The organism is Acidimicrobiales bacterium (assembly GCA_025455885.1).
GTDB lineage: Bacteria > Actinomycetota > Acidimicrobiia > Acidimicrobiales > Acidimicrobilacustridaceae > Rhabdothermincola_A.
Window position 1 is genome coordinate 159,679 of sequence record JALOLR010000003.1, and the last position, 24,111, is coordinate 183,789.

At 72.5% G+C, this 24,111-nt stretch carries 24 protein-coding genes; 19 read left to right on the plus strand and 5 right to left on the minus strand.

The genetic code is table 11. The features are described 5' to 3' along the window. Positions 1 to 40: 40 nt before the first annotated feature. Positions 41 to 454 (minus strand): peptide-methionine (R)-S-oxide reductase MsrB, encoded by a 414-nt coding sequence (gene msrB / locus MUE36_03795; GenBank protein MCU0310049.1) that lies wholly within the window; start codon positions 452 to 454, stop codon positions 41 to 43. 342 nt (positions 455 to 796) lie between these two features. On the opposite strand from msrB, the gene recA reads away from it, so the two are divergent. From recA to MUE36_03845, 10 genes are all read left to right on the plus strand, one after another. Continuing rightward, on the plus strand, positions 797 to 1,837 hold the full coding sequence (gene recA, locus MUE36_03800) for a recombinase RecA (GenBank protein ID MCU0310050.1): 1,041 nt from the start codon (positions 797 to 799) through the stop codon (positions 1,835 to 1,837). Between the two features lie 78 nt (positions 1,838 to 1,915). Then, entirely contained in the window at positions 1,916 to 3,382 is a 1,467-nt protein-coding gene (locus tag MUE36_03805; protein ID MCU0310051.1) for a MiaB/RimO family radical SAM methylthiotransferase, read from the plus strand. Between the two features lie 2 nt (positions 3,383 to 3,384). Then, positions 3,385 to 4,365: a tRNA (adenosine(37)-N6)-dimethylallyltransferase MiaA gene (miaA, locus tag MUE36_03810; GenBank protein MCU0310052.1), complete on the plus strand. Its 981-nt coding sequence runs from the start codon at positions 3,385 to 3,387 to the stop codon at positions 4,363 to 4,365. Positions 4,366 to 4,371: 6 nt separating this feature from the next. Continuing rightward, positions 4,372 to 5,199, plus strand: coding sequence for a diaminopimelate epimerase (gene dapF / locus MUE36_03815; GenBank protein ID MCU0310053.1), 828 nt, complete (start codon positions 4,372 to 4,374; stop codon positions 5,197 to 5,199). Next, a complete protein-coding gene (gene hflX, locus MUE36_03820; GenBank protein ID MCU0310054.1) occupies positions 5,192 to 6,676 on the plus strand; it encodes a GTPase HflX in 1,485 nt (494 codons plus the stop codon). Before dapF ends, hflX begins: the two co-directional genes overlap by 8 nt. Continuing rightward, complete coding sequence (locus tag MUE36_03825) at positions 6,676 to 7,791, plus strand: aminotransferase class I/II-fold pyridoxal phosphate-dependent enzyme (GenBank protein MCU0310055.1); 1,116 nt, start codon at positions 6,676 to 6,678, stop codon at positions 7,789 to 7,791. The genes hflX and MUE36_03825 overlap by 1 nt, the downstream gene beginning before the upstream one ends. Positions 7,792 to 7,868: 77 nt before the next feature. Continuing rightward, positions 7,869 to 8,801: a hypothetical protein gene (locus MUE36_03830; protein MCU0310056.1), complete on the plus strand. Its 933-nt coding sequence runs from the start codon at positions 7,869 to 7,871 to the stop codon at positions 8,799 to 8,801. A gap of 73 nt (positions 8,802 to 8,874) precedes the next feature. After that, entirely contained in the window at positions 8,875 to 9,699 is an 825-nt protein-coding gene (locus tag MUE36_03835; protein ID MCU0310057.1) for a 2,3,4,5-tetrahydropyridine-2,6-dicarboxylate N-succinyltransferase, read from the plus strand. A gap of 1 nt (position 9,700) precedes the next feature. Then, entirely contained in the window at positions 9,701 to 10,795 is a 1,095-nt protein-coding gene (dapE, locus tag MUE36_03840; GenBank protein ID MCU0310058.1) for a succinyl-diaminopimelate desuccinylase, read from the plus strand. A 95-nt stretch (positions 10,796 to 10,890) separates the two neighbouring features. Next, the gene (locus MUE36_03845) at positions 10,891 to 11,352 is read left to right on the plus strand and encodes a peroxiredoxin (protein MCU0310059.1); all 462 of its coding nucleotides are present in this window, start codon (positions 10,891 to 10,893) and stop codon (positions 11,350 to 11,352) included. A gap of 22 nt (positions 11,353 to 11,374) precedes the next feature. Here MUE36_03845 and lexA read toward each other — a convergent pair whose 3' ends face one another. Further along, entirely contained in the window at positions 11,375 to 12,007 is a 633-nt protein-coding gene (gene lexA, locus MUE36_03850) for a transcriptional repressor LexA (protein ID MCU0310060.1), read from the minus strand. A gap of 272 nt (positions 12,008 to 12,279) precedes the next feature. Here lexA and MUE36_03855 point away from each other — a divergent pair, with 272 nt between their 5' ends. Both MUE36_03855 and nrdR read left to right on the plus strand, forming a co-directional pair. After that, positions 12,280 to 12,789 (plus strand): hypothetical protein, encoded by a 510-nt coding sequence (locus tag MUE36_03855; protein ID MCU0310061.1) that lies wholly within the window; start codon positions 12,280 to 12,282, stop codon positions 12,787 to 12,789. Positions 12,790 to 12,856: 67 nt separating this feature from the next. Further along, on the plus strand, positions 12,857 to 13,324 hold the full coding sequence (gene nrdR / locus MUE36_03860) for a transcriptional regulator NrdR (protein ID MCU0310062.1): 468 nt from the start codon (positions 12,857 to 12,859) through the stop codon (positions 13,322 to 13,324). 85 nt (positions 13,325 to 13,409) lie between these two features. On the opposite strand, the gene MUE36_03865 is transcribed toward nrdR, so the two are convergent. Beyond that, positions 13,410 to 14,153, minus strand: a complete 744-nt coding sequence (locus MUE36_03865) for a pyrimidine reductase family protein (GenBank protein ID MCU0310063.1) — start codon at positions 14,151 to 14,153, stop codon at positions 13,410 to 13,412. 638 nt (positions 14,154 to 14,791) lie between these two features. Here MUE36_03865 and MUE36_03870 point away from each other — a divergent pair. Beyond that, positions 14,792 to 17,593, plus strand: coding sequence for a vitamin B12-dependent ribonucleotide reductase (locus MUE36_03870; protein ID MCU0310064.1), 2,802 nt, complete (start codon positions 14,792 to 14,794; stop codon positions 17,591 to 17,593). Positions 17,594 to 17,711: 118 nt separating this feature from the next. Here the strand turns inward: MUE36_03870 and MUE36_03875 are convergent, their stop codons facing one another. Next, on the minus strand, positions 17,712 to 18,605 hold the full coding sequence (locus MUE36_03875; GenBank protein ID MCU0310065.1) for a phytanoyl-CoA dioxygenase family protein: 894 nt from the start codon (positions 18,603 to 18,605) through the stop codon (positions 17,712 to 17,714). Between the two features lie 29 nt (positions 18,606 to 18,634). Then, entirely contained in the window at positions 18,635 to 19,357 is a 723-nt protein-coding gene (locus MUE36_03880) for a potassium channel family protein (protein MCU0310066.1), read from the minus strand. 172 nt (positions 19,358 to 19,529) lie between these two features. Here MUE36_03880 and MUE36_03885 point away from each other — a divergent pair, with 172 nt between their 5' ends. The 6 genes from MUE36_03885 (at position 19,530) to MUE36_03910 (ending at position 24,055) form a co-directional block, all read left to right on the plus strand. Then, on the plus strand, positions 19,530 to 20,213 hold the full coding sequence (locus tag MUE36_03885; GenBank protein ID MCU0310067.1) for an SDR family oxidoreductase: 684 nt from the start codon (positions 19,530 to 19,532) through the stop codon (positions 20,211 to 20,213). Continuing rightward, positions 20,210 to 20,560 (plus strand): DUF952 domain-containing protein, encoded by a 351-nt coding sequence (locus MUE36_03890; GenBank protein MCU0310068.1) that lies wholly within the window; start codon positions 20,210 to 20,212, stop codon positions 20,558 to 20,560. Before MUE36_03885 ends, MUE36_03890 begins: the two co-directional genes overlap by 4 nt. Before the next feature lie 60 nt (positions 20,561 to 20,620). Next, positions 20,621 to 21,136 (plus strand): VOC family protein, encoded by a 516-nt coding sequence (locus MUE36_03895; protein ID MCU0310069.1) that lies wholly within the window; start codon positions 20,621 to 20,623, stop codon positions 21,134 to 21,136. 58 nt (positions 21,137 to 21,194) lie between these two features. Further along, complete coding sequence (locus MUE36_03900; protein ID MCU0310070.1) at positions 21,195 to 22,547, plus strand: hypothetical protein; 1,353 nt, start codon at positions 21,195 to 21,197, stop codon at positions 22,545 to 22,547. Positions 22,548 to 22,621: 74 nt separating this feature from the next. After that, entirely contained in the window at positions 22,622 to 23,029 is a 408-nt protein-coding gene (locus tag MUE36_03905) for a hypothetical protein (protein ID MCU0310071.1), read from the plus strand. A 54-nt stretch (positions 23,030 to 23,083) separates the two neighbouring features. Further along, a complete protein-coding gene (locus MUE36_03910; GenBank protein MCU0310072.1) occupies positions 23,084 to 24,055 on the plus strand; it encodes an alpha/beta hydrolase in 972 nt (323 codons plus the stop codon). Positions 24,056 to 24,111: the final 56 nt, after the last annotated feature.

A 24,111-nucleotide genomic window follows, 5' to 3' on the forward strand; every position in this document is an offset into this window, starting at 1 on the left:
CCGGGGCTCAGGTCCGTCGGGTGTCAGGTCCCGTCGGGTGTCAGGTCCCGTCGGGGTCGAGGCGCAGTGACGCAGAGTTCATGCAGTAGCGCAACCCCGAGGGAGCGGGACCGTCGTCGAAGACGTGGCCGAGGTGGGCGCCGCACGTGGCGCACGCCGCCTCGGTGCGGACCATCCCCGCGCTGCGGTCGACGTGGGTGGTCACGGCACCGTCGTCGACGGCCTCCCAGAAGCTGGGCCACCCGGTGCCCGAGTCGTACTTGGTGTCGGACCGGAACAGGGCGGTGTCGCACACGATGCACCGGTAGACGCCGTCGTCCTTGGTGTCCCAGTAGGTGCCCGTGAAGGCCCGTTCGGTGCCGGCCTGCTGGGTGACCTGGTACTGCAGCGGGGTGAGTCGCTCACGCAGCAGGGCCTCCCGCTCGGCGGGGTCCGTGGGGAGAGGCTGGCTCATGGGGGCTCCTCGGTGGGCGACGGGCTCTGTCCCGACGATACCAACCGCGCTCCCCGACGGGCCCTGACGGGCGCCAGATTCGGACGCCGGACCGAACGCAGGGCAGGGGTGCTTGACCGAACGGTTGTTCGTACTTACACTGCTGTCGTTTCCCGCTGCACCGGCCCGCCGGCCCTGTCCCGCCGGCCCTGTCCCGCCGGCACTGTCCCACCCCCTCCGTAGGGTCCTCCTCATCGCACTCGCCGAGGCGTCGCCCGGCCCTCCAGCACCACATCCGCCGGCGCACCAGGCGCCCACCAGCACGTCAGGAGACACATCGTGGAGCGAGACAAGGCACTCGACATGGCCCTCGGGCAGATCGAGAAGCAGTTCGGCAAGGGCTCGGTCATGAAGATGGGCGAGAAGGGCACCATGCGCGTCGAGACCATCTCGACCGGGGCCCTGGCGCTCGACCTCGCTCTCGGCGTCGGGGGTCTGCCCCGGGGTCGGGTCGTCGAGATCTACGGCCCCGAGTCGTCGGGCAAGTCCACCCTCGCCATGCACGTCGTGGCCGAGGCCCAGCGCAACGGGGGCATCTGTGCCTACGTCGACGCCGAGCACGCCATGGACCCGCTCTACGCCCAGAACATCGGCGTCGACATCGACGAGCTGCTCATCTCCCAGCCCGACACCGGCGAGCAGGCCCTCGAGATCACCGACATGTTGGTGCGCTCCGGTGCGCTCGACGTGATCGTCGTCGACTCGGTGGCGGCGCTCACCCCCCGCGCCGAGATCGAGGGCGAGATGGGCGACAGCCACGTCGGCCTGCAGGCCCGACTCATGAGCCAGGCGCTGCGCAAGCTCACCGCCAACCTCAACAAGTCCAACACCGTCTGCGTCTTCATCAACCAGCTGCGCGAGAAGATCGGCGTGATGTTCGGCAGCCCCGAGACCACCCCCGGCGGTCGGGCGCTCAAGTTCTACTCGTCGGTCCGCCTCGACATCCGCCGCATCGAGGCCATCAAGGACGGCGTCGAGGTGGTGGGCAACCGCACCCGGGTGAAGGTGGTCAAGAACAAGGTCGCCCCGCCGTTCAAGCAGTGCGAGTTCGACATCATGTACGGCAAGGGCATCAGCCGTGAGGGCTCTCTGCTCGACATCGGTGTCGATCTCGGCATCGTCAAGAAGTCGGGTGCCTGGTACACCTACGAGGGCGAGCAGCTCGGTCAGGGCCGGGAGAACGCCAAGATCTTCCTGTCGGAGAACCCCGAGATCATGGTCGAGATCTCCGAGCGCATCCTCACCCAGATGGGCATCGGCGTGACCGACGAGGCCGAGGCCGGTGGCGAGGTCGGGGACGTCATGTCCGAGCTCGACGACCTGCCCATCAGCCTGAGCGACTGACCCTCGACGGGCCCGTGGCGCCGACCCGTCCCCCGTCGCGCCGCGGGCCCGTCCATGTCGCGCCGGTAGCCTCGCAGCGTGACCGACGGCCGCACCTACGCCATCCGCACCTTCGGGTGCCAGATGAACGAGCACGACTCGGAACGGATCGCCGGTCTGCTCGAGGCCGACGGTCTCCGCCCCGCGTCGTCACCCGACGACGCCGATGTCGTCGTGCTCAACACGTGCTGCATCCGCGAGAACGCCGACAACAAGCTGTACGGCACCCTGGGCCACCTGAAGTCGGCCAAGGCGGCCCGACCGGGGATGGAGATCATCGTCAGCGGCTGCCTCGCCCAGAAGGACCGGGAGCTGCTCCAACAGCGTGCCGGTCACGTCGACGTCGTCGTCGGCACCCACAACGTGCACCGCACCGTCGAGCTCCTGCACGCATCGCGGATGTCGGGCCCCGTGACCGAGATCTGGGACGAGGCCCTCGACGACGCCGAAGCGTGGCCGTCGGCGCTCCCGGTCCGCCGCGAGGTGGACCACTCGGCATGGGTCACCATCCAGATCGGGTGCGACAACGCCTGCGCCTTCTGCATCGTCCCGGCTGTCCGCGGCCGTGAGATCAGCCGTCCCTTCGGCGAGCTCGTGGCCGAGGTCGAGCGCCTCGCCGTCGACGGGGTCATCGAGGTCACCCTGCTCGGCCAGAACGTGAACTCCTACGGGCGCGACCTCACCACCGCCCGGCGGGGCGAGGCGCTGTCACCCGCCGACCGGAGCATCGCCGGACCGGTCTGGGCCGAGGATCCGGCCCGCCGGCCTCGCCCCTTGTTCGCCGACCTGCTGGGCGCGGTGGCCGGGGTCCCGGGCATCGAGAGGGTCCGCTACACCTCGCCGCACCCGAAGGACCTGCGGCCCGACACGATCGCCGTCATGGCCGAGGTGCCCGAGGTGTGCCCCCACCTGCACCTGCCGCTGCAGTCCGGCAGCGACCGGGTGCTGGCGGCGATGCACCGCGGCTACACCGCCGAGCGCTACCTGGCGAAGCTGGCCGACGCCCGAGCGGCCATCGACGATCTCGCCGTCACCACCGACATCATCGTGGGCTTCCCGGGGGAGACCGACGCCGACTTCGCCGACACGCTCGACGTCGCCGCCACGGCCGCGTACGACTCCGCCTACACGTTCATCTACTCCCCCCGCGCCGGTACCGAGGCGGCCGAGCTCACCGATCGCTTCGTCGCTCCCGATGTGGTGGCGGAGCGCTTCGACCGGCTCCGCGTGGTGGTGGAGCGCTCGGCGCTGGTCCGCCACCGGGCCCGCATCGGACGGCGCGAGGAGGTCGTCGTCGAGGGGCCGAGCAAGCGCGACCGCACCGTGCTCACCGGGCGCACCACGCAGAACAAGCTCGTCCACTTCGCGTCGGCGGCGCCGATCCGAGCCGGTTCGCGGGCGTCGGTCGACATCATCGACGCCGGCCCCCACTTCCTGCGCGGCGACCTCGTGGACGTCCTCGCCCCACCGCGGCACCGCACCCGGATCCCGGTCGCCGCGAGCTGACGGTGCCCCCTCCGGCCCCGACCGGGTTCCGCCCGGGGCCCCGCCACCTCGCCGTGGTCGGTCCGACCGCGTCGGGCAAGTCGTCCCTCGCGCTCGCCCTGGCCCGACGCCGGCCGGAGCTCGAGATCGTGGCCGTCGACTCGATGCAGGTCTACCGGGGCATGGACATCGGCACGGCCACGCCCACCGCCGCCGAACAGGCCGAGGTGGCCCATCACCTGATCGACGTGGTGGAGCCCGACGTCGACTACTCGGTGTCGCAGTACGCCGAAGCGGCCGCCGCCGTGCTGGCCGAGCTCGAGCGACGAGGGCGCCGGGGCCTGCTGGTGGGCGGGACCGGCCTCTACCTCCAGGCCGTCGTCGACGGGCTCGACATCCCCGGCCGCTTCCCCGACGTCCGCGCCCGGCTCGAGGCGGAGGACGACACGGCCGCCCTCCACCTCCGGCTGACCGACCTCGATCCCGTCGCCGCCGGCCGGATGGAACCCACGAACCGTCGTCGGGTGCTGCGGGCCCTCGAGGTCACCCTCGGGGCCGGGCGGCCGTTCTCGTCGTTCGGCCCGGGCCTCGACGCCTACCCGCCGCTGCCCTTCCCCGTCGTGGGCCTCCGGCTCGGCCGTCCGCGGCTCGATGCCCGCATCGCCCGGCGGTACGCCGACCAGATCGACCGGGGGTTCGTGGCGGAGGTGCAGGCCCTCCTCGACCGACCGGCCGGGCTGTCGCGCACCGCTCGCCAGGCGCTCGGCTACGCCGAACTGCTCGACCACCTCGAGCACGGCACGCCGCTCGACGAGGCGGTCTCCACCGCGGTGCTCCGGACCCGCCGGTTCGCCCGACGCCAGCAGCGCTGGTTCGGACGGGACCCCCGGATCCAGTGGCTCGACCTCGACGGGGAACCGCACGGCGACGTCGGCGAGGGCGCCCTCCCCCCGGCGTCCGTCGCGAACGCGTTGGTGGCCCTCGACCGAATCCTGGGAGACTGAACTCCCATGCGCCTCTCCAAGCACCACGGCCTCGGCAACGACTTCCTCATCGTGCTCGAGGAGGTCAACGGCCCCGTCACCGTGACCGCGGAGCGGACGCGGGAGCTGTGCGACCGGCGTCGGGGCATCGGGGCCGACGGGCTGATCGTCGGCGCGGTCCCCGCGAAGGACTCGTCCGATGGGGACGGGCACCCCGTCGACGTCGTCATGACGCTCCGCAACGCCGACGGTGGCGTCGCCGAGATGAGCGGCAACGGCATCCGCTGCCTCGGCCAGGCGCTCGCCCAGGCCCGCGACGAGCACCAGACCGACTACGTCGTGGCCACGGACGCGGGCCTGCGCCGCCTGACGGTGCACGACGACGCCCAGCGGCGCCTGGCGACGGTGAGCGTCACCATGGGCGCCGTCGCCGGCGGCCCGGCGGTCCCCCCGGATGTGGCCGAGCGTCTCGGTGCGCGGCGTCACGCCACCGTCGACGTGGGCAACCCGCACCTGGTCGTCGTGGTCGACGACGTCGGTGCCGTCGACCTCGGGCACGAGGGCGCCTGGCTGGAGGCGCGCTTCGCCGACGGGATCAACGTCGAGTTCATCGCCGTGGCCGAGGCTCCCGACACCCTCGGTCTGCGGGTGTGGGAGCGCGGCGCCGGAGTCACCGAGGCCTGTGGCACGGGAGCCGTGGCCGCCGCCCACCTGGCCCACGCCTGGGGCCTCGTCGGCACCGAGGTACGCGTCGAGATGCCGGGGGGCGTCGCCGAGGTCGTCCTCGCCGGCGAGGAGCCGCTGCTCGTCGGCCCCACCCAGCACGTCGCCACGATCGAGGTCCCCGATGCGTGACCCTGGCCGCGAGGACGATCCGTTCGCCGACGTCGCCCCCGGCGCGGACGAGGCAGCCGACCCGTTCGGCGATGCCCACCTCGCGAACCCGGACGTCGACGAGGCGGAGGACGACGTCGACCTCGGCCCGTCGGCCCAGACGGGCCATCGCGGTGCGTTCGGCGACTTCGGCGGCACCTCGTCCGGGCTCATCGACCGGGCCTTCCGGGAGAAGATCGTGATCGTGGGGGTGACCCGCCCCCACGATCTGGAGGAGGACACCGACCGCCACCTCGACGAGCTCGCCCTCCTGGTCGACACCGCCGGCGCCGACGTGATCGGGCGGGTCGTGCAGCGCCGCCACCACCCCGACCCCGCCACCTTCCTCGGCAGCGGGAAGGTCGAGGAGCTGCGTGTCCTCTGCGAGCAGCTCGACGTCGACACGGTGGTCTTCGACGACGAGCTGAGCCCCGGCCAGCAGCGCAACCTCGAGAAGCTCCTCGGCCGCACCGCCATCGACCGGACCGCGGTGATCCTCGACATCTTCGGGCAGAACGCGTCGAGCCAGGAGGGCAAGGCCCAGGTCGAGCTGGCGCAGATCCGTTATCGCCTCCCCCGCCTGCGCGGCCGGGGCAAGCAGCTCTCCCAGCAGCGGGGCGGCATCGGTGCCCGCCAGGGCGGCGGCGAGACCCAGCTCGAGATCGACCGCCGGCGACTCGTGCGTCGGATGCACAAGCTGGAGGCCGAGCTGCGGGGGGTCACCCGGGTCCGGCGGACGCAGGCCAAGGCCCGCCGGCGGTCACGTCTGCACACCGCGGCCATCGTGGGGTACACGAACGCCGGCAAGTCGACCCTGCTGAACCGGCTCACCGACGCCGGCGTCCTCGTCGAGGACCGTCTGTTCGCCACCCTCGACGCGACCACGCGTCGGCTCGCGCTGCCGGGCGGCGAGTCGGTGCTGGTCACCGACACCGTCGGCTTCATCACCAAGCTCCCCCATCAGCTCGTCGAGGCCTTCCGGTCGACGCTCGAGGTCGTGGTCGACGCCGACCTGCTCGTCCACGTGGTCGACGGCTCCACCTCTGACCCCGGTGAGCACATCGACGCCGTCAACGGCGTGCTCGACGAGATCGGGGCCGGCCGGGTCCCCCAGCTGCTCGTCGTGAACAAGTGCGACCTCGACCCGGTGGCGGTGGCCCGCCTCGTCGCGCTGCACCCCGGCTCGGTGCCGGTGAGCGCGGTGACGGGGGAGGGCATCGACGGGTTGCTCCGAGCGGTCGGCGACCGGCTCCGGGGGATGGCGTCGGTGGTCGAGCTCGTCGTGCCCTTCGACCGGGGCGACGTGCTCGCTGCCCTGCACCGCGAGGGCGAGGTCCTCGCCGCCGACGCCGGCGACGATGCCATGGTGGTGCGCGCCCGCCTCGACGACGCTTCCGCGCACCGGTTCCGGGAGTTCGTGGCCGCCGCCCCGGCGTCGATCGGCACCACCGCCCCCTGATGGCCGCCCCTGCGGGGTTCGTCCCGCCGCCGTATCCGTACGACCGTCTCGCCGACGTCGTCCCCCTGGCCGAGGCCCACGAGGGCGGTGTCGTCGACCTCTCGATCGGCACCCCGTGCGACCCACCTCCGCAGTTGGTCCTCGACGCGTTGGCCCGCTCGGGTGCCGAGCGCGGCTATCCGCCGTCGGTGGGCTCGCCGGCCTACCGCGAGGCCGCCGCCGGCTGGCTGGAACGGCGCCTGGGCGTCACGGTGGCGCCCTCGGACCTCGCCGCCTGCATCGGCACGAAGGAGCTCGTGGCCGGCGTCCCCCACTGGCTGCGGCTGCGGGATCCGTCCCGCGACACGGTGCTGTACCCGGCGGTGAGCTACCCCACCTACGCCATGGGCGCCACCCTGGCCGGAGCCCGGGCGGTGCCCGTCGGCGTGCGGCCCGACGGCGCCCTCGACCTCGACGCCGTCGATCCCACCGACGCGGACCGAGCGATCTGTCTGTGGGTGAACACCCCCGCCAACCCCACCGGTGCCCTCGGCGACCTCGCTGCGGAGGCCGCGTGGGGTCGCCGCCACGACGTCCCCGTCTTCAGCGACGAGTGCTACGTCGAGTTCACCTGGTCGGGGCGGCGCCGGACCATCCTCGAGCACGGCCCCGACGGGGTGGTGGCGGTCCACTCGCTGTCGAAGCGGTCGAACCTGGCCGGTGCTCGCGCCGGCTTCTACGCCGGTGACGGTGACCTCGTCCACTACCTGTCCGAGGTCCGCAAGCACGCCGGGTTCATGGTCCCCGGACCGGTCCAGGCCGCCGCGGTCGCGGCGTGGGACGACGACCGTCACGTCGACGAGCAGTGCGATCGCTACCGGCGCCGCCTCGAGGAGATGGCCCGCGTCCTGACCGACGCCGGTGTGCCGGCGGGGATGCCCGACGGCGCCTTCTACCTGTGGGTGGCGGCGCCGGACGGCGACGCCTGGGCCCTGACCCGACGCCTCGCCCGCGACGGTGGCGTGCTGGTGAGTCCGGGGGAGTTCTACGGACCCGGGGGCGCGGCGTTCGTCCGGGTGGCCGTCGTCCAGCCCGACGATCGGATCGCGCTGGTCGCCCGCCGGCTGTCCTCGTGATCCGGCCGGCGACGACCGGCTGAGCCGAGGGGTCGAGATCCGCGACGGCGGTCGACGAGATGCGCGAGAGTGCACCCATGGCCATGCCTGCGACTCCCACCCCGCCCGCCAAGCTGCCGTCCAAGGGCTTCTGGATCGCCTTGGTGATCTTCCTCGTCACCGCGGTCGTCGGCATCGTGATGATCGTCGTGTCGTTCACGACCATCGCCAACGCCATCAGCGACTTCGCCGAGATCGACGTCCCCCAGACCGCCGAGGTGCGGCTGTCGACCGGGGAGTACTGGGTGTTCGTCGGGACCGACAGCGCCAGCACCGGTGCCGCCTCGCTCGTGGACGTCACCGTCACCGCGCCGGACGGTTCGTCGCTGGTGCTGACGTCCGACATCGGCCAGTACGACGCCGAGACCGGCGGTCTGTCCTTCACCTCCCTCGGGCGGATCGACATCGACCAGGCGGGCGTCTACACCTTCGAGACGGACGGGCCCGACGGGACGAGCGTGCGGGTCGGCCAGCTGCCCATCGGCACCTTCGTCGGGCTCCTGATCGGGGGCATCGCCCTCGGAGCCCTCGGGTTCCTCGTGGCCTTGATCCTCGTGATCGTCACGCTGGTGCGCAGGAGCAAGGCCAAGAAGCAGATGGTGCGCACGGCCGGCTACCCGGGTGCCGCGACGGCGTACCCGCCGTCGTACGCCCCCACCCCGCCGCCGGCCCCCATGCCGCCGCCCACCATGGCCCCGCCCGGCCAGTCCGCTCCGCCGCCGGGTCCGCAGGCGCCGCCTGCGCCGGCCACGCCGCCGCCGGCCCCGGCTCCGACGCCACCGCCGCCGGCCCCGGCTCCGACGCCTCCGCCCCCGGGTCCGCAGGCGCCGCCTGCGCCGGCCACGCCGCCGCCGGCCCCGGCCCCGGCTCCGACGCCTCCGCCGCCGGGTCCGACGCCTCCGCCGCCGGGTCCGCAGGCGCCGCCCATGGCGCCCCCGGCCGCCCCGCCGGCCTCGGACCCGCCCGGCTGACCCGGACGGCACCGGTCGGCCGCGGGACGGCGACGGCTGGGCCGTCGGAGGTTGGCCGATAGCCTGCCGCGCCATGGCCGACCTCTCCGCAACGATCGACGAGCTCTGGGCGCGGCGCACCGAGCTCGCTCCCGACGACGCCGACGCCAACGACGCCATCGGTGAGGCCATCGCCCTGCTCGACTCCGGCGCGGCCCGCGTCGCCGAGCTCGACGCCCACGGCGAGCCCGTCGTGCACCAGTGGTTGAAGCACGCCATCCTCCTGTACTTCCGCCAGTCGCAGATGGCGACCACCGAGCTCGGGCCCTTCGAGTACGCCGACAAGATCCCCCTCAAGACCGACTACGCCGCCGCCGGCGTCCGCGTGGTGCCGGGGGCTTCGGCGCGGTACGGGTCGTTCCTCGATCGGGGTGTGGTGCTGATGCCGAGCTACACCAACATCGGCGCACGGGTGGGCGCCAACACGATGGTCGACACCTGGGCGACCGTCGGATCCTGCGCGCAGATCGGCGCCGACGTGCACCTCTCCGGCGGCGTCGGGATCGGTGGCGTGCTCGAACCGCCGCAGGCCGCGCCCGTGATGGTCGGCGACGGCTGCCTCATCGGCAGCCGCTGCATCGTCGCCGAGGGCGCCCGGGTGGGCGAGGGAGCGGTCCTCGGAGCGGGCTGCATCCTCACCGGGTCCATCCCCGTCATCGACGCCCAGACCGGCGAGGAGCTCGGTCGGGGGGTGGTGCCGCCCTGGTGCGTCGCCGTCTCGGCCACCCGCCCGCGGTCGTTCCCCGGTGGCGAGTTCGGTCTGCCCTGCGTCCTCGTGCTCAAGCGCCTCGACGAGGGCGAGCGCCACGACAAGGCGGCGCTCAACGACGTCCTGCGGCTCCACGGCGCCGCGACCTGACATGACCGCCACGGCCCGTCCCGGGGCCCACCTCCTGGCGCTCACCGCCGAGCTCGTCGACGTGTGGTCGCCGTCGCGCGAGGAGGCGGCGCTGGTGGCGCAGCTGGAGAGCCGGCTCCGGCTCGCCTCGCACCTGTCGGTGACCCGGGTCGGCGACAACCTCGTGGCCCGCACCGAGCTGGGGCGGCGCTGGCGCCTCGTCCTGGGTGGGCACACCGACACCGTGCCTGCCGACGACAACTTCCCGGGCCGCCTCGCCGACGACCGACTCTGGGGGGTGGGATCGGCCGACATGAAGGGCGGTCTGGCGGTCATGCTCGACCTCGCCACGCGGCTGGCCGAGCCCGCGGTCGACGTCACCTACGTCTTCTACGCCCGCGAGGAGATCCGCTCGGCCGAGAGCGGACTCGGTGAGCTGTTCGAGGTCCGTCCTGATCTGCTCGTGGCCGACGCCGCCCTGCTCGGCGAGCCCACCGGCGGTGCTCTGGAGGCGGGCTGTCAGGGGACGATGCGCCTGGCCGTGACGCTGGCGGGGGAGCGGGCCCACACCGCTCGACCGTGGATGGGCCGCAACGCCGTCCACCGCCTGGCCGGGTTGTTGGGGGTGCTCGACGGCTACCGCGAGCGGCGACCGGTGATCGACGGCTGTGAGTTCCGCGAGGCACTTCAGGCGGTGTCGGTCAGGGGTGGCGTGGCCGGCAACGTGGTCCCCGACGAGGTGGACCTCGTCGTGAACCACCGCTTCGCCCCCGACCGTTCCCCCGTCGAGGCCGAGACCCACGTGCGGGATCTCCTCGCCCCGTGGCTCGAACCGGGTGACGCCGTCGAGGTCGTCGAGTGCGTGGCCGGCGCGGCACCGTCGCACACCCATCCCCTGATCGGCGCCCTCGTCGAGCGCGCCGGGCTCGAGGTGCGGGCCAAGTTGGGGTGGACCGATGTCGCCCGCTTCGCGGAGGCCGGCGTCCCGGCGGCCAACTTCGGGCCCGGCGACGCCACGGTGGCCCACACCCGCGGCGAGTACCTCGACGCCGCGGACCTCCACGCCGTCTGGTCGGCGACCCACGAGCTGCTCACGAGGGGCCCGGCCTCTCTCTGACCCGGCGCGGTCTCTCACCCGGCCGGCCACGTCCTAGGGTGACCTCCCACATCGCCCCGGGGGCTCGTGCCCGCCCGACACCCAGGAGTTCACCCATGGCCATCGAGATCGGTTCCGACGCCCCGGACTTCACGCTCAAGGACCAGTCCGGGGACGAGGTGACGCTGTCGTCGTTCGAGGGTCGCTCGCCCGTGGCGGTCGTGTTCTACCCGTTCACCTTCACCGGGGTGTGCGAGGGCGAGCTGTGCACCATCCGTGACGACTTCGGGGAGTTCGAGGCGGCCGGCGTGCAGGTGCTGGCGGTGTCGTGCGACAGCCGGTTCGCGCAGGCCAAGTGGGCCGAGGAGATGGGGTACACCTTCCCGGTCCTGTCCGACTTCTGGCCCCACGGCGCAGCGGCGAAGGCCTTCGGCGTGTTCAACGAGGCGCTCGGCTGTGCGAACCGCGGCACCTTCGTGATCGACGCCTCGGGCACCGTGGTGGACGCCTTCGAGAGCCCCGATCTCGGCACGGCGCGCCCGGCCGAGCGCTACCGCGAGGCGATCGCCAAGCTGTGAGAGCCCTCGCCGCCGGCCGGATTCAGAGCTTGCGCATCACCGTGACGACCCGCCCGTAGACGGCGACCTCGTCGGCGTCGAACTCCATCGGGGCGAGCGCCTCGTTGGCGGGGAGGAGCACCACCTTCGTGCCCTTGCGCGTGTAGGTCTTCACCGTGGCCTCGTCGCCGGGGATGCCGGCGATCACGATGTCGCCCTTCTCGGCGGTCTGCTGGGCGCGGGCCACGACGTAGTCGCCGTCGAGGATGCCGGCGTCGACCATCGAGTCGCCGCGGACGCGCAGCATGAACAGCTCGCCGTCACCGCAGAGGTCGGCGGGCAACGGCATGATCTCCTCGACGTTCTCCTCGGCGAGCACGTCGGTGCCGGCGGCGACGTCGCCCACCAGTGGGACGTGGCGCACCGGTCGACGCTCCATCGACGCCCCGGAGTTGGGGTCGTAGCGCACCTCGATGGCTCGCGGCTTGGTGGGGTCGCGGCGCAGGTAGCCCAGGCGCTGCAGGGTGTTCAGCTGTGAGTGGACGCTCGAGGGGGAGGTGAGGCCCACCGCCTCGCCGATCTCGCGGACCGACGGTGGGTAGCCCCGCTCGGTCATGTGCTGCTCGATGGTGTCGAGGATCTGGAGTTGGCGGGCGGTGAGTCGGTCGGTGCTCATTGGTTCCCCTCCACGGGGTGCGGCCGGGACGGGCCCGGTCTGACGGAGGCCGACACTGCCGTGCCGGCGAACGCTCGTTCGGCCACCGTAGCGCAGGTGGACGACATCGGCAAACACCTGTTCGGAGAATCGCTTGACGCCGAACAGTTGTTCGTGATTGGGTGAGGACCGTAGCGAACGTCCGTTCGTCGGTGGTGGATGGGCGCACCTGCAGCCCCCCGCCATCCCCAGCTCCCCGTCGACTGTCCCACCCCCTGAGGAGACTGGCTCCCATGGCCGCCGTGATCACCCCCACCTCCACCCCCGCTCCCGCTCCGTGGCACCACCCGCCCAGCGCCCGCCCCCAGCTCCGGGTGCTGCCCGGGGGTCCCGCGGCGGTGCGCGCGCAGCGTCGCCGCGGGGCCGGTGTCGCCCGCCCCGGGGCAACGGCGGTCCTCGCCGGCCTCGTCACGGCGGCCGTCGTGGCCCTCGCCCTCGTGGGGCTCGCCCACCTCCTCGGCGCCGACGCTGCCGCCTCCGGGCCGGCGTCGACCGCCCAGTCCTCGCCGGCCGCAGGGGGGGCTTCCCCCTCTGCTCCGGTCGAGGCGTCCGCCGGTGCGCCGACAGCCGCATCGGCGGTCGCCGACCACGTCGTCGTCGCTCCGGGCGACACGCTGTGGAGCATCGCCCGCACCCTGCAGCCCTCGGGCGACGTCCGCCCCCTGGTCGACCGCCTCGCGGCACGGGCGGGCGGGCCCGTCCTGGCCGTCGGTCAGCGCATCGACGTGACCGGCCTGGCCTGAGCCCGTTCGCCGGGGACGGAGGCATCGTCATGACGGGGGCCGCGACGGCGCCGCTAGCGTCCACGCTGTGCGGTGTCCCTCGTGCTCTCACCTCGACGACAAGGTCGTCGACTCGCGCCAGGCCGACGACGGCCAGTCGATCCGTCGCCGCCGCGAGTGCCTGGACTGCGGGCAGCGCTTCACGACCTTCGAGCGCCTCGAGGAGGTCCCTCTCGTCGTGGTCAAGCGCTCCGGTGACCGTGTCCCGTTCGACCGGACCAAGATCTCGAGCGGCGTCGTGGCGGCCGCCAAGGGCCGGCCGGTCACCCTCGAGGCCGTCGAGGAGCTCTGTACGGATCTCGAGAACCTCGTGCGCCAGTCGGGGGGCGAGCTCACCAGCGAGCAGCTCGGTGTCGCCGTCCTCGAGCGCCTCCGTGACCTCGACCAGGTCACCTACGTCCGCTTCGCCAGCGTCTACAAGGGCTTCGACGACGCCGCGGACTTCTCCCGCGAGATCCGCCTCCTCACCAAGTCCACCGCTCCCAAGCGTCACTGAGCCCGTCTGCGCCCCGGCTCGGCACCACCCGACTCGGGGTCGGCATCCGGGTCGGGGGTGGTGGCGTGGTCGGCGGCGGGTCGGCTCAGGCCCTCGTGTAGCGCAGGAGCAGCGTGCCGTCGTCGTCGGCGACCACCCGTCGCAGGCGCAGCGGGGTCGCACCGCTGCCGGCGGCGCCGTGCGCGGGCCGGCTCGAGGGTCCGGCCACGAGCATCGGCGCCACCGTCGTGCACCACTCGTCCACCAGCCCCTCCGCAACCATCTGGCCGTTCAGCGAGGGGCCTCCCTCACACAGCACCACCGTCGCTCCATGGTCGGCGAGCACGGCCAGCATCGTCGCGAGGTCGACCTCGGCCTGCTCGGCGCGCACGATCGTCGCCACCCCGGCCATCGCTTCGCTCCGCGCCGCGTCGGCCCGGGCGCCGGTGAAGACCAGCGGGCGCTCCTCGGCCTCGGCGAAGAGCCCCTGGGCCGGGTCGAGGTCCATCCGGCCCGACACCACCGCGATGCGGGGGGTGGGTCGCTGCCCTCGCGCCACGCGGGCGGCGCGGATCGTGTCGCTCGGCCGGGGCGGGCCGTAGTGCTCGGCGCGCACCGTCGCCGCCCCCACGACGACGACGTCGGCGATCCCGCGCAGCGCCCGGAACATCGCCCTGTCGGCCGGGCCGCCCAGGCCCCCGGAGACGCCGGCGAGTGCGGTCGCGCCGTCCACGCTGGCGATCATGTTCACCGCCACCCAGGGCCGACCCGGTGGCGTCGGGCGCTCGTCGCCGGCCACCACGGCGTCGGCGTCGAGGTCCTCGCCCGGTTCGGGCCACAGCTCACGCATCGCCGCACCGTAGGCCACCGACGCCGGCGTCCCCCGCTCCGCGTCGGTCGGTCGTCCCCTGCCCTGTGGATACGTTCACGGTTCGTCCACCGGGAATTCACAGCGTTGTTCCCCTTACGCTCCACAGGGGCGGTTTCGTAGCGTGTCCCCTCGTGGGTACAGGGCTGCGACGTGGGCGACGGATGGTGGCCGGCGTCTTGACACACGTGTCTGGCAGGACGACGCCTTGAGCGGCCCCCGGGGGGACTCGCTCTACCTGACGTCCGCGTCGCAGCCCCACCTTCCCGTCGCCGCCGTCGCGGAGGAGGGCCCCGAGGAACCGCCCGTGGAGTCGCTCGCGAATCTTCGCCGGAATCGTTGACAAGGGCGTAATTACTCTGGTGTAATCCTCCGACATCTTGTGGCTCCCGGCCTGTGGGGGGCATGAACACCACAAGATCTTGTGTTGTACCCGATACGACCACGGCGGGGGTGAAGGGCTCCATCCAGGCGCCACGGCCCCTCGGACGACCAACGGGGGCGGATCTCACCACCTCGAGCCCACCGCACCCCACGATTCCCCGAAGTCCCCGACACCGCCTCTCACCACCTCACACCCGACGCAGCACCCGACACCCACCACGCCCCGAAGGAGCACGATGGCCATCGCACCCGAGCAGGCCGGCATCGGCATTCGCCGCCGTTTCACCGTCGAGGGGACCCACCCCTACGACATGGTCGAGTGGGAGCGCCGCGACGCCCGCATCTCGAACTGGAAGACCGGCGAGATCGCCTTCGAGCAGCTCGGGGTCGAGTTCCCCGCCGGGTGGTCCCTCAACGCCACCAACATCGTCGCCCAGAAGTACTTCCGCGGCACGCTCGGCACGCCCGAGCGGGAGTGGTCGCTCAAGCAGGTGGCCGACCGGGTCGTCGACACGATCACGGCCTGGGGGCTGAAGGACGGCTACTTCGTCGACGACGCCGAGGCCGAGGCGTTCTCCGACGAGCTCAAGTACCTCATCATCACCCAGCGGGCGGCGTTCAACTCGCCGGTGTGGTTCAACATCGGTGTCAAGGGCGTGCCCCAGCAGGCCTCGGCCTGCTTCATCCTCTCCGTCGACGACACGATGGACTCGATCCTCAACTGGTACGTCGAGGAGGGAACCATCTTCAAGGGCGGCTCCGGGGCGGGCATCAACCTGAGCCGCATCCGCTCGTCCAAGGAGCTCCTCAAGGGGGGCGGCACCGCGTCGGGCCCGGTGAGCTTCATGCGCGGCGCCGACGCCTCGGCGGGCACCATCAAGTCGGGTGGCAAGACCCGTCGGGCCGCCAAGATGGTCATCCTCGACGTCGACCACCCCGACATCGAGGAGTTCATCTGGTGCAAGTCACGTGAGGAGCGCAAGGCCCGCGCCCTCGAGGCCGCCGGGTTCGACATGACCCTCGACGGCGCCGACATCACCTCGATCCAGTACCAGAACGCCAACAACTCGGTCCGGGTCACCGACGACTTCATGCAGGCCGTCGTCGACGACGCCGACTGGCATCTCCGCGGCGTCATCGACGGCGAGATCATCAAGACCGTCAAGGCCCGCGACCTCATGCGCCAGATCTCCCAGGCCGCCTGGGAGTGCGCGGACCCCGGCATGCAGTTCGACTCCACCATCAACCGTTGGCACACCGCGGCCAACACCGGTCGGATCAACGGCTCGAACCCGTGCTCGGAGTACATGCACCTCGACAACTCGGCCTGCAACCTCGCCAGCATGAACCTGCTCACGTTCCTCGACGACGACGGGACCTTCGACGTGGACGGCTTCAAGGCCGCCGTCGAGTGCGTGTTCACCGCCCAGGAGATCCTGGTGGGCAACGCCGACTACCCGACCGAGGCCATCGGGGAGACCTCGCACCGCTTCCGCCAGCTCGGGATCGGCTACGCCAACATCGGCGCCATGCTCATGGCACTCGGTCTGCCCTACGACTCCGACGAGGGCCGCTCGCTGGCCGCGGCCGTCACGTCGCTCATGACCGGTCACGCCTACGCCACCTCCGCTCGCACCGCGGCCCGCATGGGCCCCTTCGCCGGCTACACCGAGAACGCCGAGCACATGCTCCGCGTCCTCGACCAGCACCGCAGTGCCGCCGCCGAGATCGACGAGGAGCTGGTGCCCCACGATCTGCTCTCGGCCGCCCAGCAGGCGTGGGACGACGCGTGCGAGCTCGCCGGAGAGGTCGGGGTGCGCAACTCCCAGGCCTCCGTGCTCGCCCCGACCGGCACCATCGGGCTGATGATGGATTGCGACACCACCGGTGTGGAGCCAGACCTCGGCCTGGTCAAGATGAAGAAGCTGGTCGGCGGCGGCACGATGTCGATCGTCAACCAGACCGTTCCCCGGGCCCTCCGCCGCCTCGGCTACACCCCCGATCAGGTCGCCGAGATCGTGGCCTACATCGACGAGAACATGTCGATCATCGGTGCGCCCCACGTGGCCGCCGAGCACCTCCCGGTGTTCGCGTGCTCGATGGGCGACAACACCATCCACTACTCGGGCCACGTCCGGATGATGGGCGCCGTGCAGCCCTTCATCTCCGGGGCCATCTCCAAGACGGTGAACCTCCCCGAGGAGGCGACCCTGGAAGAGGTGGAGCAGCTCCACATCGACGCCTGGCGCCTCGGCATCAAGGCGGTGGCCATCTACCGTGACAACTGCAAGGTCGCCCAGCCGCTGTCGCCGTCGCAGAAGGACGACGACCGAGCCGACGCCGGCACGGTCGAGGCGGCCACGGAGGTCGTCGAGCGGATCGTCGAGAAGATCGTCTACGAGCCGATCCGCCAGAAGCTGCCCCGCACCCGCACCTCGAAGACCTTTGAGTTCCGGGTCGCGGACTGCAAGGGCTTCGTGACCGTCGGCGAGTACGAGGACGGCCGGCCGGGCGAGATCTTCGTGCGGGTCTCCAAGCAGGGCTCCACCCTCGCCGGCATCATGGACGCCTTCGCCATCTCGGTCAGCCACGGCCTGCAGTACGGGGTGCCGCTGCGCAGCTTCGTCGACGCCTTCACCGGCATGCGCTTCGAGCCGGCCGGCATGACCGACGACCCCGACATCCGCATCGCCAACTCGTTGATGGACTACCTGTTCCGTCGCCTCGCTCTCGAGTACCTCTCGGTGGAGGAGCGGGCCGAGCTCAACATCCTGAGCACCGCCGAGCGGATGCAGCCCACCCTGCCGGGCGTCGAGGAGACCATCGTCGAGACCCGCCAGGGGTCCGAGCTCCCGGCCGACCCGCCGTCGATCGAGTCGGTGTCGACCCTCATCGCCGAGACCCAGACCCGGGTCGTGCGCGAGACCCACACGGTGAGCCACGACGCCCCGCTGTGCATGCAGTGCGGCGTCGTGATGCAGCGCTCCGGCAGCTGCCACGCCTGCCCCAGCTGCGGGACCACCAGCGGCTGCAGCTGAGCTCACGGGCCGTCGGGGCCACCGACGCCCGGTCCGTCCGAGCCGACCCGGGGGTGCCGATCGTCCGGCGCCGCCGGGTCGGTCCGCGTCCGGGCGGTCCGGGCCCGGGGTCGAGGGCTCAGGCGCGCTCGCCGGCCGGCCAGGCGAGCGGGCACACGTCGGTCAGCTCGTCGCCGTCGTGCAGCGACCCGTGATGGCCCTTGGTGGGCGCGCCGGGCGTCACGGCGAACCGGGCGTCGTCGCCGGCGTAGCGGACGCTGATGGCCCGGCGGCGGCGGGTGGCGCTGGCGTTGGCGTAGGCGCCGTGGATCGTCCGGGCGTGGTGCACGGTCACGTCACCGGGTTCGGTGTCGAAGCTCACGATCCGTGCCCCGCCGGACACCAGGTGGGCCTCGTCGGGGACCTCGACCCCGGCGGTGCCGGGGATCGACGTCGTGGTGACGAAGAGGTTCGGCCGGTAGGGCGTCCGGTCGAGGTGGGAGCCCACCACGAAGCGCACCGCACCGCTCTCGGCGGTCACGGGGTCGAGCGGGACCCACGTGGTGCACACCTGATCTCCGGTGAGGTGGAAGTACGCCATGTCCTGGTGGAAGGCGGTCGCCTCCCGGGTCCCGGGCTCCTTGACCAGGAGGCTGTCCTCGTACAGGTGCACCTTCTCGGTGCGCAACAGCCGGGCGACGATCGGACCCAACGGCGAGCGGAGGGCGAAGTCGGCGAAGGCCGGCAGCTCGAGCCAGTGGTCGGTGCCGGCCCGGAACCGTCCCCGGACCGGGGTGCGCACCGCCTCGTCCACGGTGCCGTCACGGTCCCCGGCCTCGGCCAGGGCCTCACCCATCCCGGTCAGGTCGGCGGTCGAGGATCCGCCGAGGGCGTCCTCGACCGGATCGGCCATCGCCTCCAGCCATTCCTCGGGCATGACCCCGCGAAGGCACACCACGCCGTCGCGCCAGAAGGCGTCGACCTCGGCGTCGGTGACGGGTCGCAGCGGCGCGTCGGGGAGCGGGGTCGGCATGCCCGGAGTCTGTCAGCAGCCGTTGGTGCTCACCGCTCCGGCTGCGGAGCCGGCCCGGGTGGTGAGGGCGCGGGGCCGTCTCCCGTCCGTCCCCGTCGCTCGGCGGCGATCTCCTCGCGGCGGCGCTGCAGCCCCACCTGGGACGCGTTGACGACCAGCCGGGCGACGAACCCGATCAGGACCAGCCCCAGGATCATCTGGGCGGTCACGATCATGCGGGCCTGCGTGCTGACCGGGGTGATGTCGCCGAAGCCGACCGTCGACAGAACGGTCACCACGAAGTAGATGCCGTCGACTCGACCCACCGGTTGGCTGAACGCCTGCGGGTCGCTGCTCGAGAGCCACACGTACACGTAGGCGAACACCACGATGAACATGGGAAGGATCGTGGCCACCGCCTCGGCGCCGCTGGCGATCGGGTGGGGGGACACGAGGATGCGCTCGATCTGGCGGACGGTGACGACGACGATCGCCGCCACCCCCGCGAAGAGGACGAGGGCACCGGGGGTCTTCCCGTCGGCGCTCAGGGGTAGCAGCGCGTAGATGGCGATCAGCACCGCGGTGGTCGCCGCGATGCGCAGTGCCACCTTCAACAGCAGCCGGTTGCGGGCCCGTCGGTCCAGGTCCGGGCGGAGCCCCGTGAGACGCTCGCTCGTCGTGCTCCCGGACCCGTCGCGGGCGTCACCGCGGCGGTCGGGGGCGGGCTCGGGCGGGGGTGGATCGTCCGGGGACGACGTGTCCGGTGGCGTCATGCGGGTCCTCGTGGCGGGGTCGTCCCCTCGACGGTACGCGGTGCGCGCCGTCGGTACCTCGATCCCGGTGCCGTGGCCGGTCGGGCCTCCCGCTACCGTCGCCCGTGATGATCGTCGGACCACCCCTGCGGGCCGTCGTCCGGACCCCGGCTCTCGAAGGGACCGGTGTCGCGTGAGCGCGCGACGACTCCACGGTGCCGTCGTCGCCGTGGTCGGTGCCGGGGGAGGGTTGGGCGCACCGATCGCGCGGCGACTCGCCGAGCGGGGTGCCGAGCTGGTTCTCGCCGGGCGCCACCCGGAGCGCTTCGAGGTGCCGGCCGGCGCGAGCACCGTCGCCCTCGACGTGCGCGACGTCGATGCCGGCGACGCGCTGGTGGCCGCGGCCCTCGACCGCCACGGTCGCCTCGACGGGCTGGTGGTGGCCTCCGGGGTGGTGGCCTTCGGCCCCCTCGTCGAGACCGACGACGTCGTGATCGAGGAGCTCTTCCTCACCAACGTCGTCGGCCCGTTGTGGCTGCTGCGTCGGGCCATTCCCGCCCTCGCGGCCACGAAGGGCTTCGTCGTCAACCTGAGCGCCGTCGTCGCCGAGCAGCCGCTCCCCGGCATGGCCGCCTATGCGGCGACGAAGGCGGCGCTCACCGCGGCCGACGTCGCCCTGGCCAGGGAGCTCCGCCGGTCGGGGATCCACGTCTGCGACGTCCGTCCGCCCCACACCGAGACGGGGCTGGCCGACCGGCCCCTCGCCGGTCGGGCGCCGAAGCTTTCCGCGGGCCTCGACCCCGACACCGTGGCGGCCCGGATCGTCGCGGCGGTGGAGGCGGGGGAGGCGACGGTCGCCGCCGCCCAGTTCCCGTGACCGAGCGGCCTGAGCTCGTCTACCACCTCGCCGACGCCGGCGAGTGGGAGGCGGTCGTGGCCTCGGGGGAGCCCTGGCGACGTTCCACGATCGGCCAGACCCTCGACGAGGTCGGGTTCGTGCACTGCGCGCTGGCCCACCAGGTCGCCGGGGTGGTGGAGCGCTACCACCCGGCGCGGGCCGGCGTCGTGGTCGTGACCATCGAGACCGCGCGTCTCGGTGCGCCCCTCGTGCTCGAGAACACCTCGGGGGGCACCGAGCTCTTCCCGCACCTCTACGGGCCGCTCGATCCCGACGCCGTCGTTGCAGTCACCCCGCTCGCGACCTTCCTCCGGGCGCGGACCTGACCACCACTCGCTAGAGTTCTTGCGTACGCAAATACTTTCACCGTCACGTCGGGAGCTCCCATGGCCATCCACCGTCTCAACCACGCCGTGCTCTACGTCCGCGACGTGGCCGTCAGCCAGGCGTTCTACACCGACGTCCTCGGCTTCCGGGTGGTGGTCGCCGTGCCCGGCCAGGCCGCCTTCCTCCAGGCCCCCGACTCGACCAACGACCACGACCTCGGCCTCTTCCAGATCGGGGCCGGGGCCGGACCGTCCGGTGCGGGGCGCACCACCGTCGGGCTCTACCACCTGGCGTGGGAGGTCGACACCCTCGACGAGCTGGCCCGCCACCGCGACCGGTTGGCCGAGCACGGGGCGCTCGTCGGGTCGTCCGATCACGTCACCACCAAGGCCCTCTACGCACGCGACCCCGACGGTCTCGAGTTCGAGGTGAGCTGGCTCCTGCCCGCCCACCTCCTCACCGACGAGATCAGGGCCCAGGGCCTCCAGACCCGCCCGCTGGATCTCGACGCCGAGATCGCCCGCTACGGCGGGTCGACCCGCGGTGGGGTCGGCGTGTCCCTCCCCGCCGTCTGACCGTTCATCGCCGGGCATCACCGGTGCGGTGGGCCGATGGGCGCGATGCTGGGCGGCGATGGACACGTCGACGAACGACCCCCAAGAGCCGACCCGGCCCGGGCCCGCTTGGCGCCGCCGCCTCGCCGTCATCCTCGTGGTGGTCGGTGCGGTGCTGTCGCCCCTCGCCGTCGACGCCCTGTGGATCAAACGGACGGTGCTCGAGACCGACCAGTTCGTCGCCCAGCTGGGTCCTCTGGCCGACGACCCCGACGTGCAGGCCCTGGTCGCCGAGCGGGTCTCCACGGCGCTGATCGAGCAGGCCGACCTCTCCACGCGCCTGGAGGGCGCCCTCCCCCCCGAGCTGCAGTTCCTCGACGGGACGCTCGCCAGCGCCGGCGACGGGCTGATCACCGAGGCCACCTCACGGGTCGTGGCCAGCGACCAGTTCGCCCAGCTCTGGCGCCAGGCCCTGGCGATCGCGCACGAGGAGGTCGTCAACGTCCTGACCGGCGACACCCGGGTGGTCGACGTGCAGGACGGTACGGTCACCCTCGACCTGAGCTCGCTGCGCGACGCGGTGCGCGAGCGGATCTCCCAGACCGGCCTGGCCCAGTTCCTGCCCCCGGCCAGCAGCGACCCCCTCGAGATCACCCTCTACCAGTCCGACGCGCTGGCCAGTGCCCAGAGTTTCGTGGAGCTCCTCGACGTGTTGGGCTTCGTGCTCCCGCTCCTCGTGATCGCCCTCTTCGGCGCCTCCATCGCCCTGGCGCTCGATCGTCGCCGCGGCGTCTTCCGCGTCGGCCTCGCCCTGACCATCGCCATGGTCGTGCACCTCCTGGCGCTCCTGGTCGGGCGGTCCTTCTACCTCGACTCGGTGATCCCCGCCCTGCCCGAGCCCGCCGCCGCCTCGATCTACGACCTGCTGGTGACCTTCCCCCGGGTCGGCACCCGGGCGATGCTCCTGGTCGGCATCCTGTTGATGATCGGTGCCGCCGTCCTCGGCCCGACCGCTCTGGCCGCCCGCACCCGGGCGGTGGTCGCCGCCGCCATCGGTCGGGCCGGCACCGAGGTGGCGAAGGCCGAGCCGGCCGGGCCCGTCACCGGCTTCGTGGCCCGCTACCGCAAGGCGTTCCACATCGCGGTCCTGGTGGGCGCCGCCCTGGTGCTGTTCTCCTTCGAGCGGGTCACCCCCGGGAGCCTCCTCGTGCTGGTCGTCGTGACCCTCGTCGTGCTGGCGGTGATCCAGGTGCTCGCCACCGCCGGTGCCTCCGCCGTCGGCGCGCCGGACCCGGCGACGTCGACGGCGGCGGCACCCTCGTCGCCGACCGTCGAGCAGCCACCGTCGGCGACCCCCACCGTCGAACAGCCCACGGCGGTGACCGTCGAGGATCCGCCGGAGGGCGCAGCGGGTCCGACCGCCGACGAGTGACGCCGGGCGGTCGATAGCGTGGCCACGGGCCCGGATTCGTCCGTGCCCGGCGTGCCGCGAGAAGATGGAGCACCGTGACCCAGAGCCGACCACTCACCTCGCCGGACGCCGACGACATGACCGCGATCGGGCCGGTCGCCCCGGCGGGCGCCTCTGCTCCCGCGGGCACGGCGGCGCCCGTCGACCCGAACGCGGCCGTCACCAAGGCGTTCAGCATGTCGGTCCTCGTCTCGGCCGTGCGGTGCCTGCTCACCTACATCCTGTTCCCGTGGGTGCTGCCGCTGCTCGGCGTGGCCAAGGGCGTCGGGCCGGTGGTGGGCCTCACCGTCGGCGTCGTGGCCATCGGATTCAACGTCGCCAGCATCCGGCGCTTCATGCGCTCGGGGCACCGCTACCGCTACTGGATCTCCGGCCTCAACGTGATGGTCATCGGGCTGCTGGTCGTGCTCATCGTGCGCGACCTCTCCGAGCTCCTCGGCTGACCCCGGAGCTACCCTCCGTCCGCGGCGCCGACCGGCGCCGTTGGAGGGGGAGAGATGCAGCTCTGGTCCGACGAGATCGACGCCATGCGCGCCGAGTCCCGCCAGGTGGTCGCCGCCGGTATGGAGGTGGTCGCCGCCTCGCTCGCCGGTGCCGGGGAGCCACCGGCGGGGCTCCACGAACGAGCCCTGTTCGCTCGCGAGTCCTTCGCCCGCACGTTCCCCGCTCCCGACGCCGGGGGCGTCGATCGCGAGATCGCCGGCGTCCCCTGCCGGGTGTTCGTCCCCGAGGGCCCCGCCGCCGCGGTGTACCTGCACTTCCACGGCGGCGCCATGTACCTGGGCGCGCCGATCATGAACGACGCCGGCAACGCCGCGCTGTGCCGCGACCACTCGCTGGCGGTGGTGTCGGTCGACTACCGCCTGGCACCCGAGCACCCCTACCCGGCCGGTCCCGACGACGGCCTCGCCGTCGCCGCGTGGTTGATCGAGCACGCCGCCGAGGAGTTCGGGACCGCCCGCCTGCTGATGGGCGGGGAGTCCGCGGGGGGCTACATGGCCGCCGCCGTGTTGTTGCGGGTGCGCGACGAGTTGGGCGCCGCCGACCGGGTCGACGGGGTGAACCTCGTGTATGGGGTGTTCGACTGGTCCCACTCGCCCAGCCAGCGCGGGATGCGGGCCAGCGACGGGCCCGACATGCTCAGCCCGGACGCCAACGACACGATGGTGCGCTGCTACCTGCCGGGCACCACGCTCGACGAGCGTCGCGGCCCGGCCATCTCGCCGGTGGCGGCCGACCTGCACGGCCTGCCGCCCGCGTTCTTCTCGGTGGGCACCGCCGACCACCTCCTCGACGACACCCTCTTCATGGCCACGCGCTGGGTGGCGGCGGGCAGCGAGGCCGAGCTCTTCGTCGCTCCCGACATGCCCCACGGGTTCCAGGCGTTCCCGTGTGCGATGACCACGGCATGGCAACAGGCCCTCGACGACTGGATCCGAGGGATCCTCGCTCGTCCGCCGCGAGCCTGACGGCCTCGTTCCGAGCCCCAGGCCCGCGACGTCGGCGTAGCCGGGTCGCGCGAGGC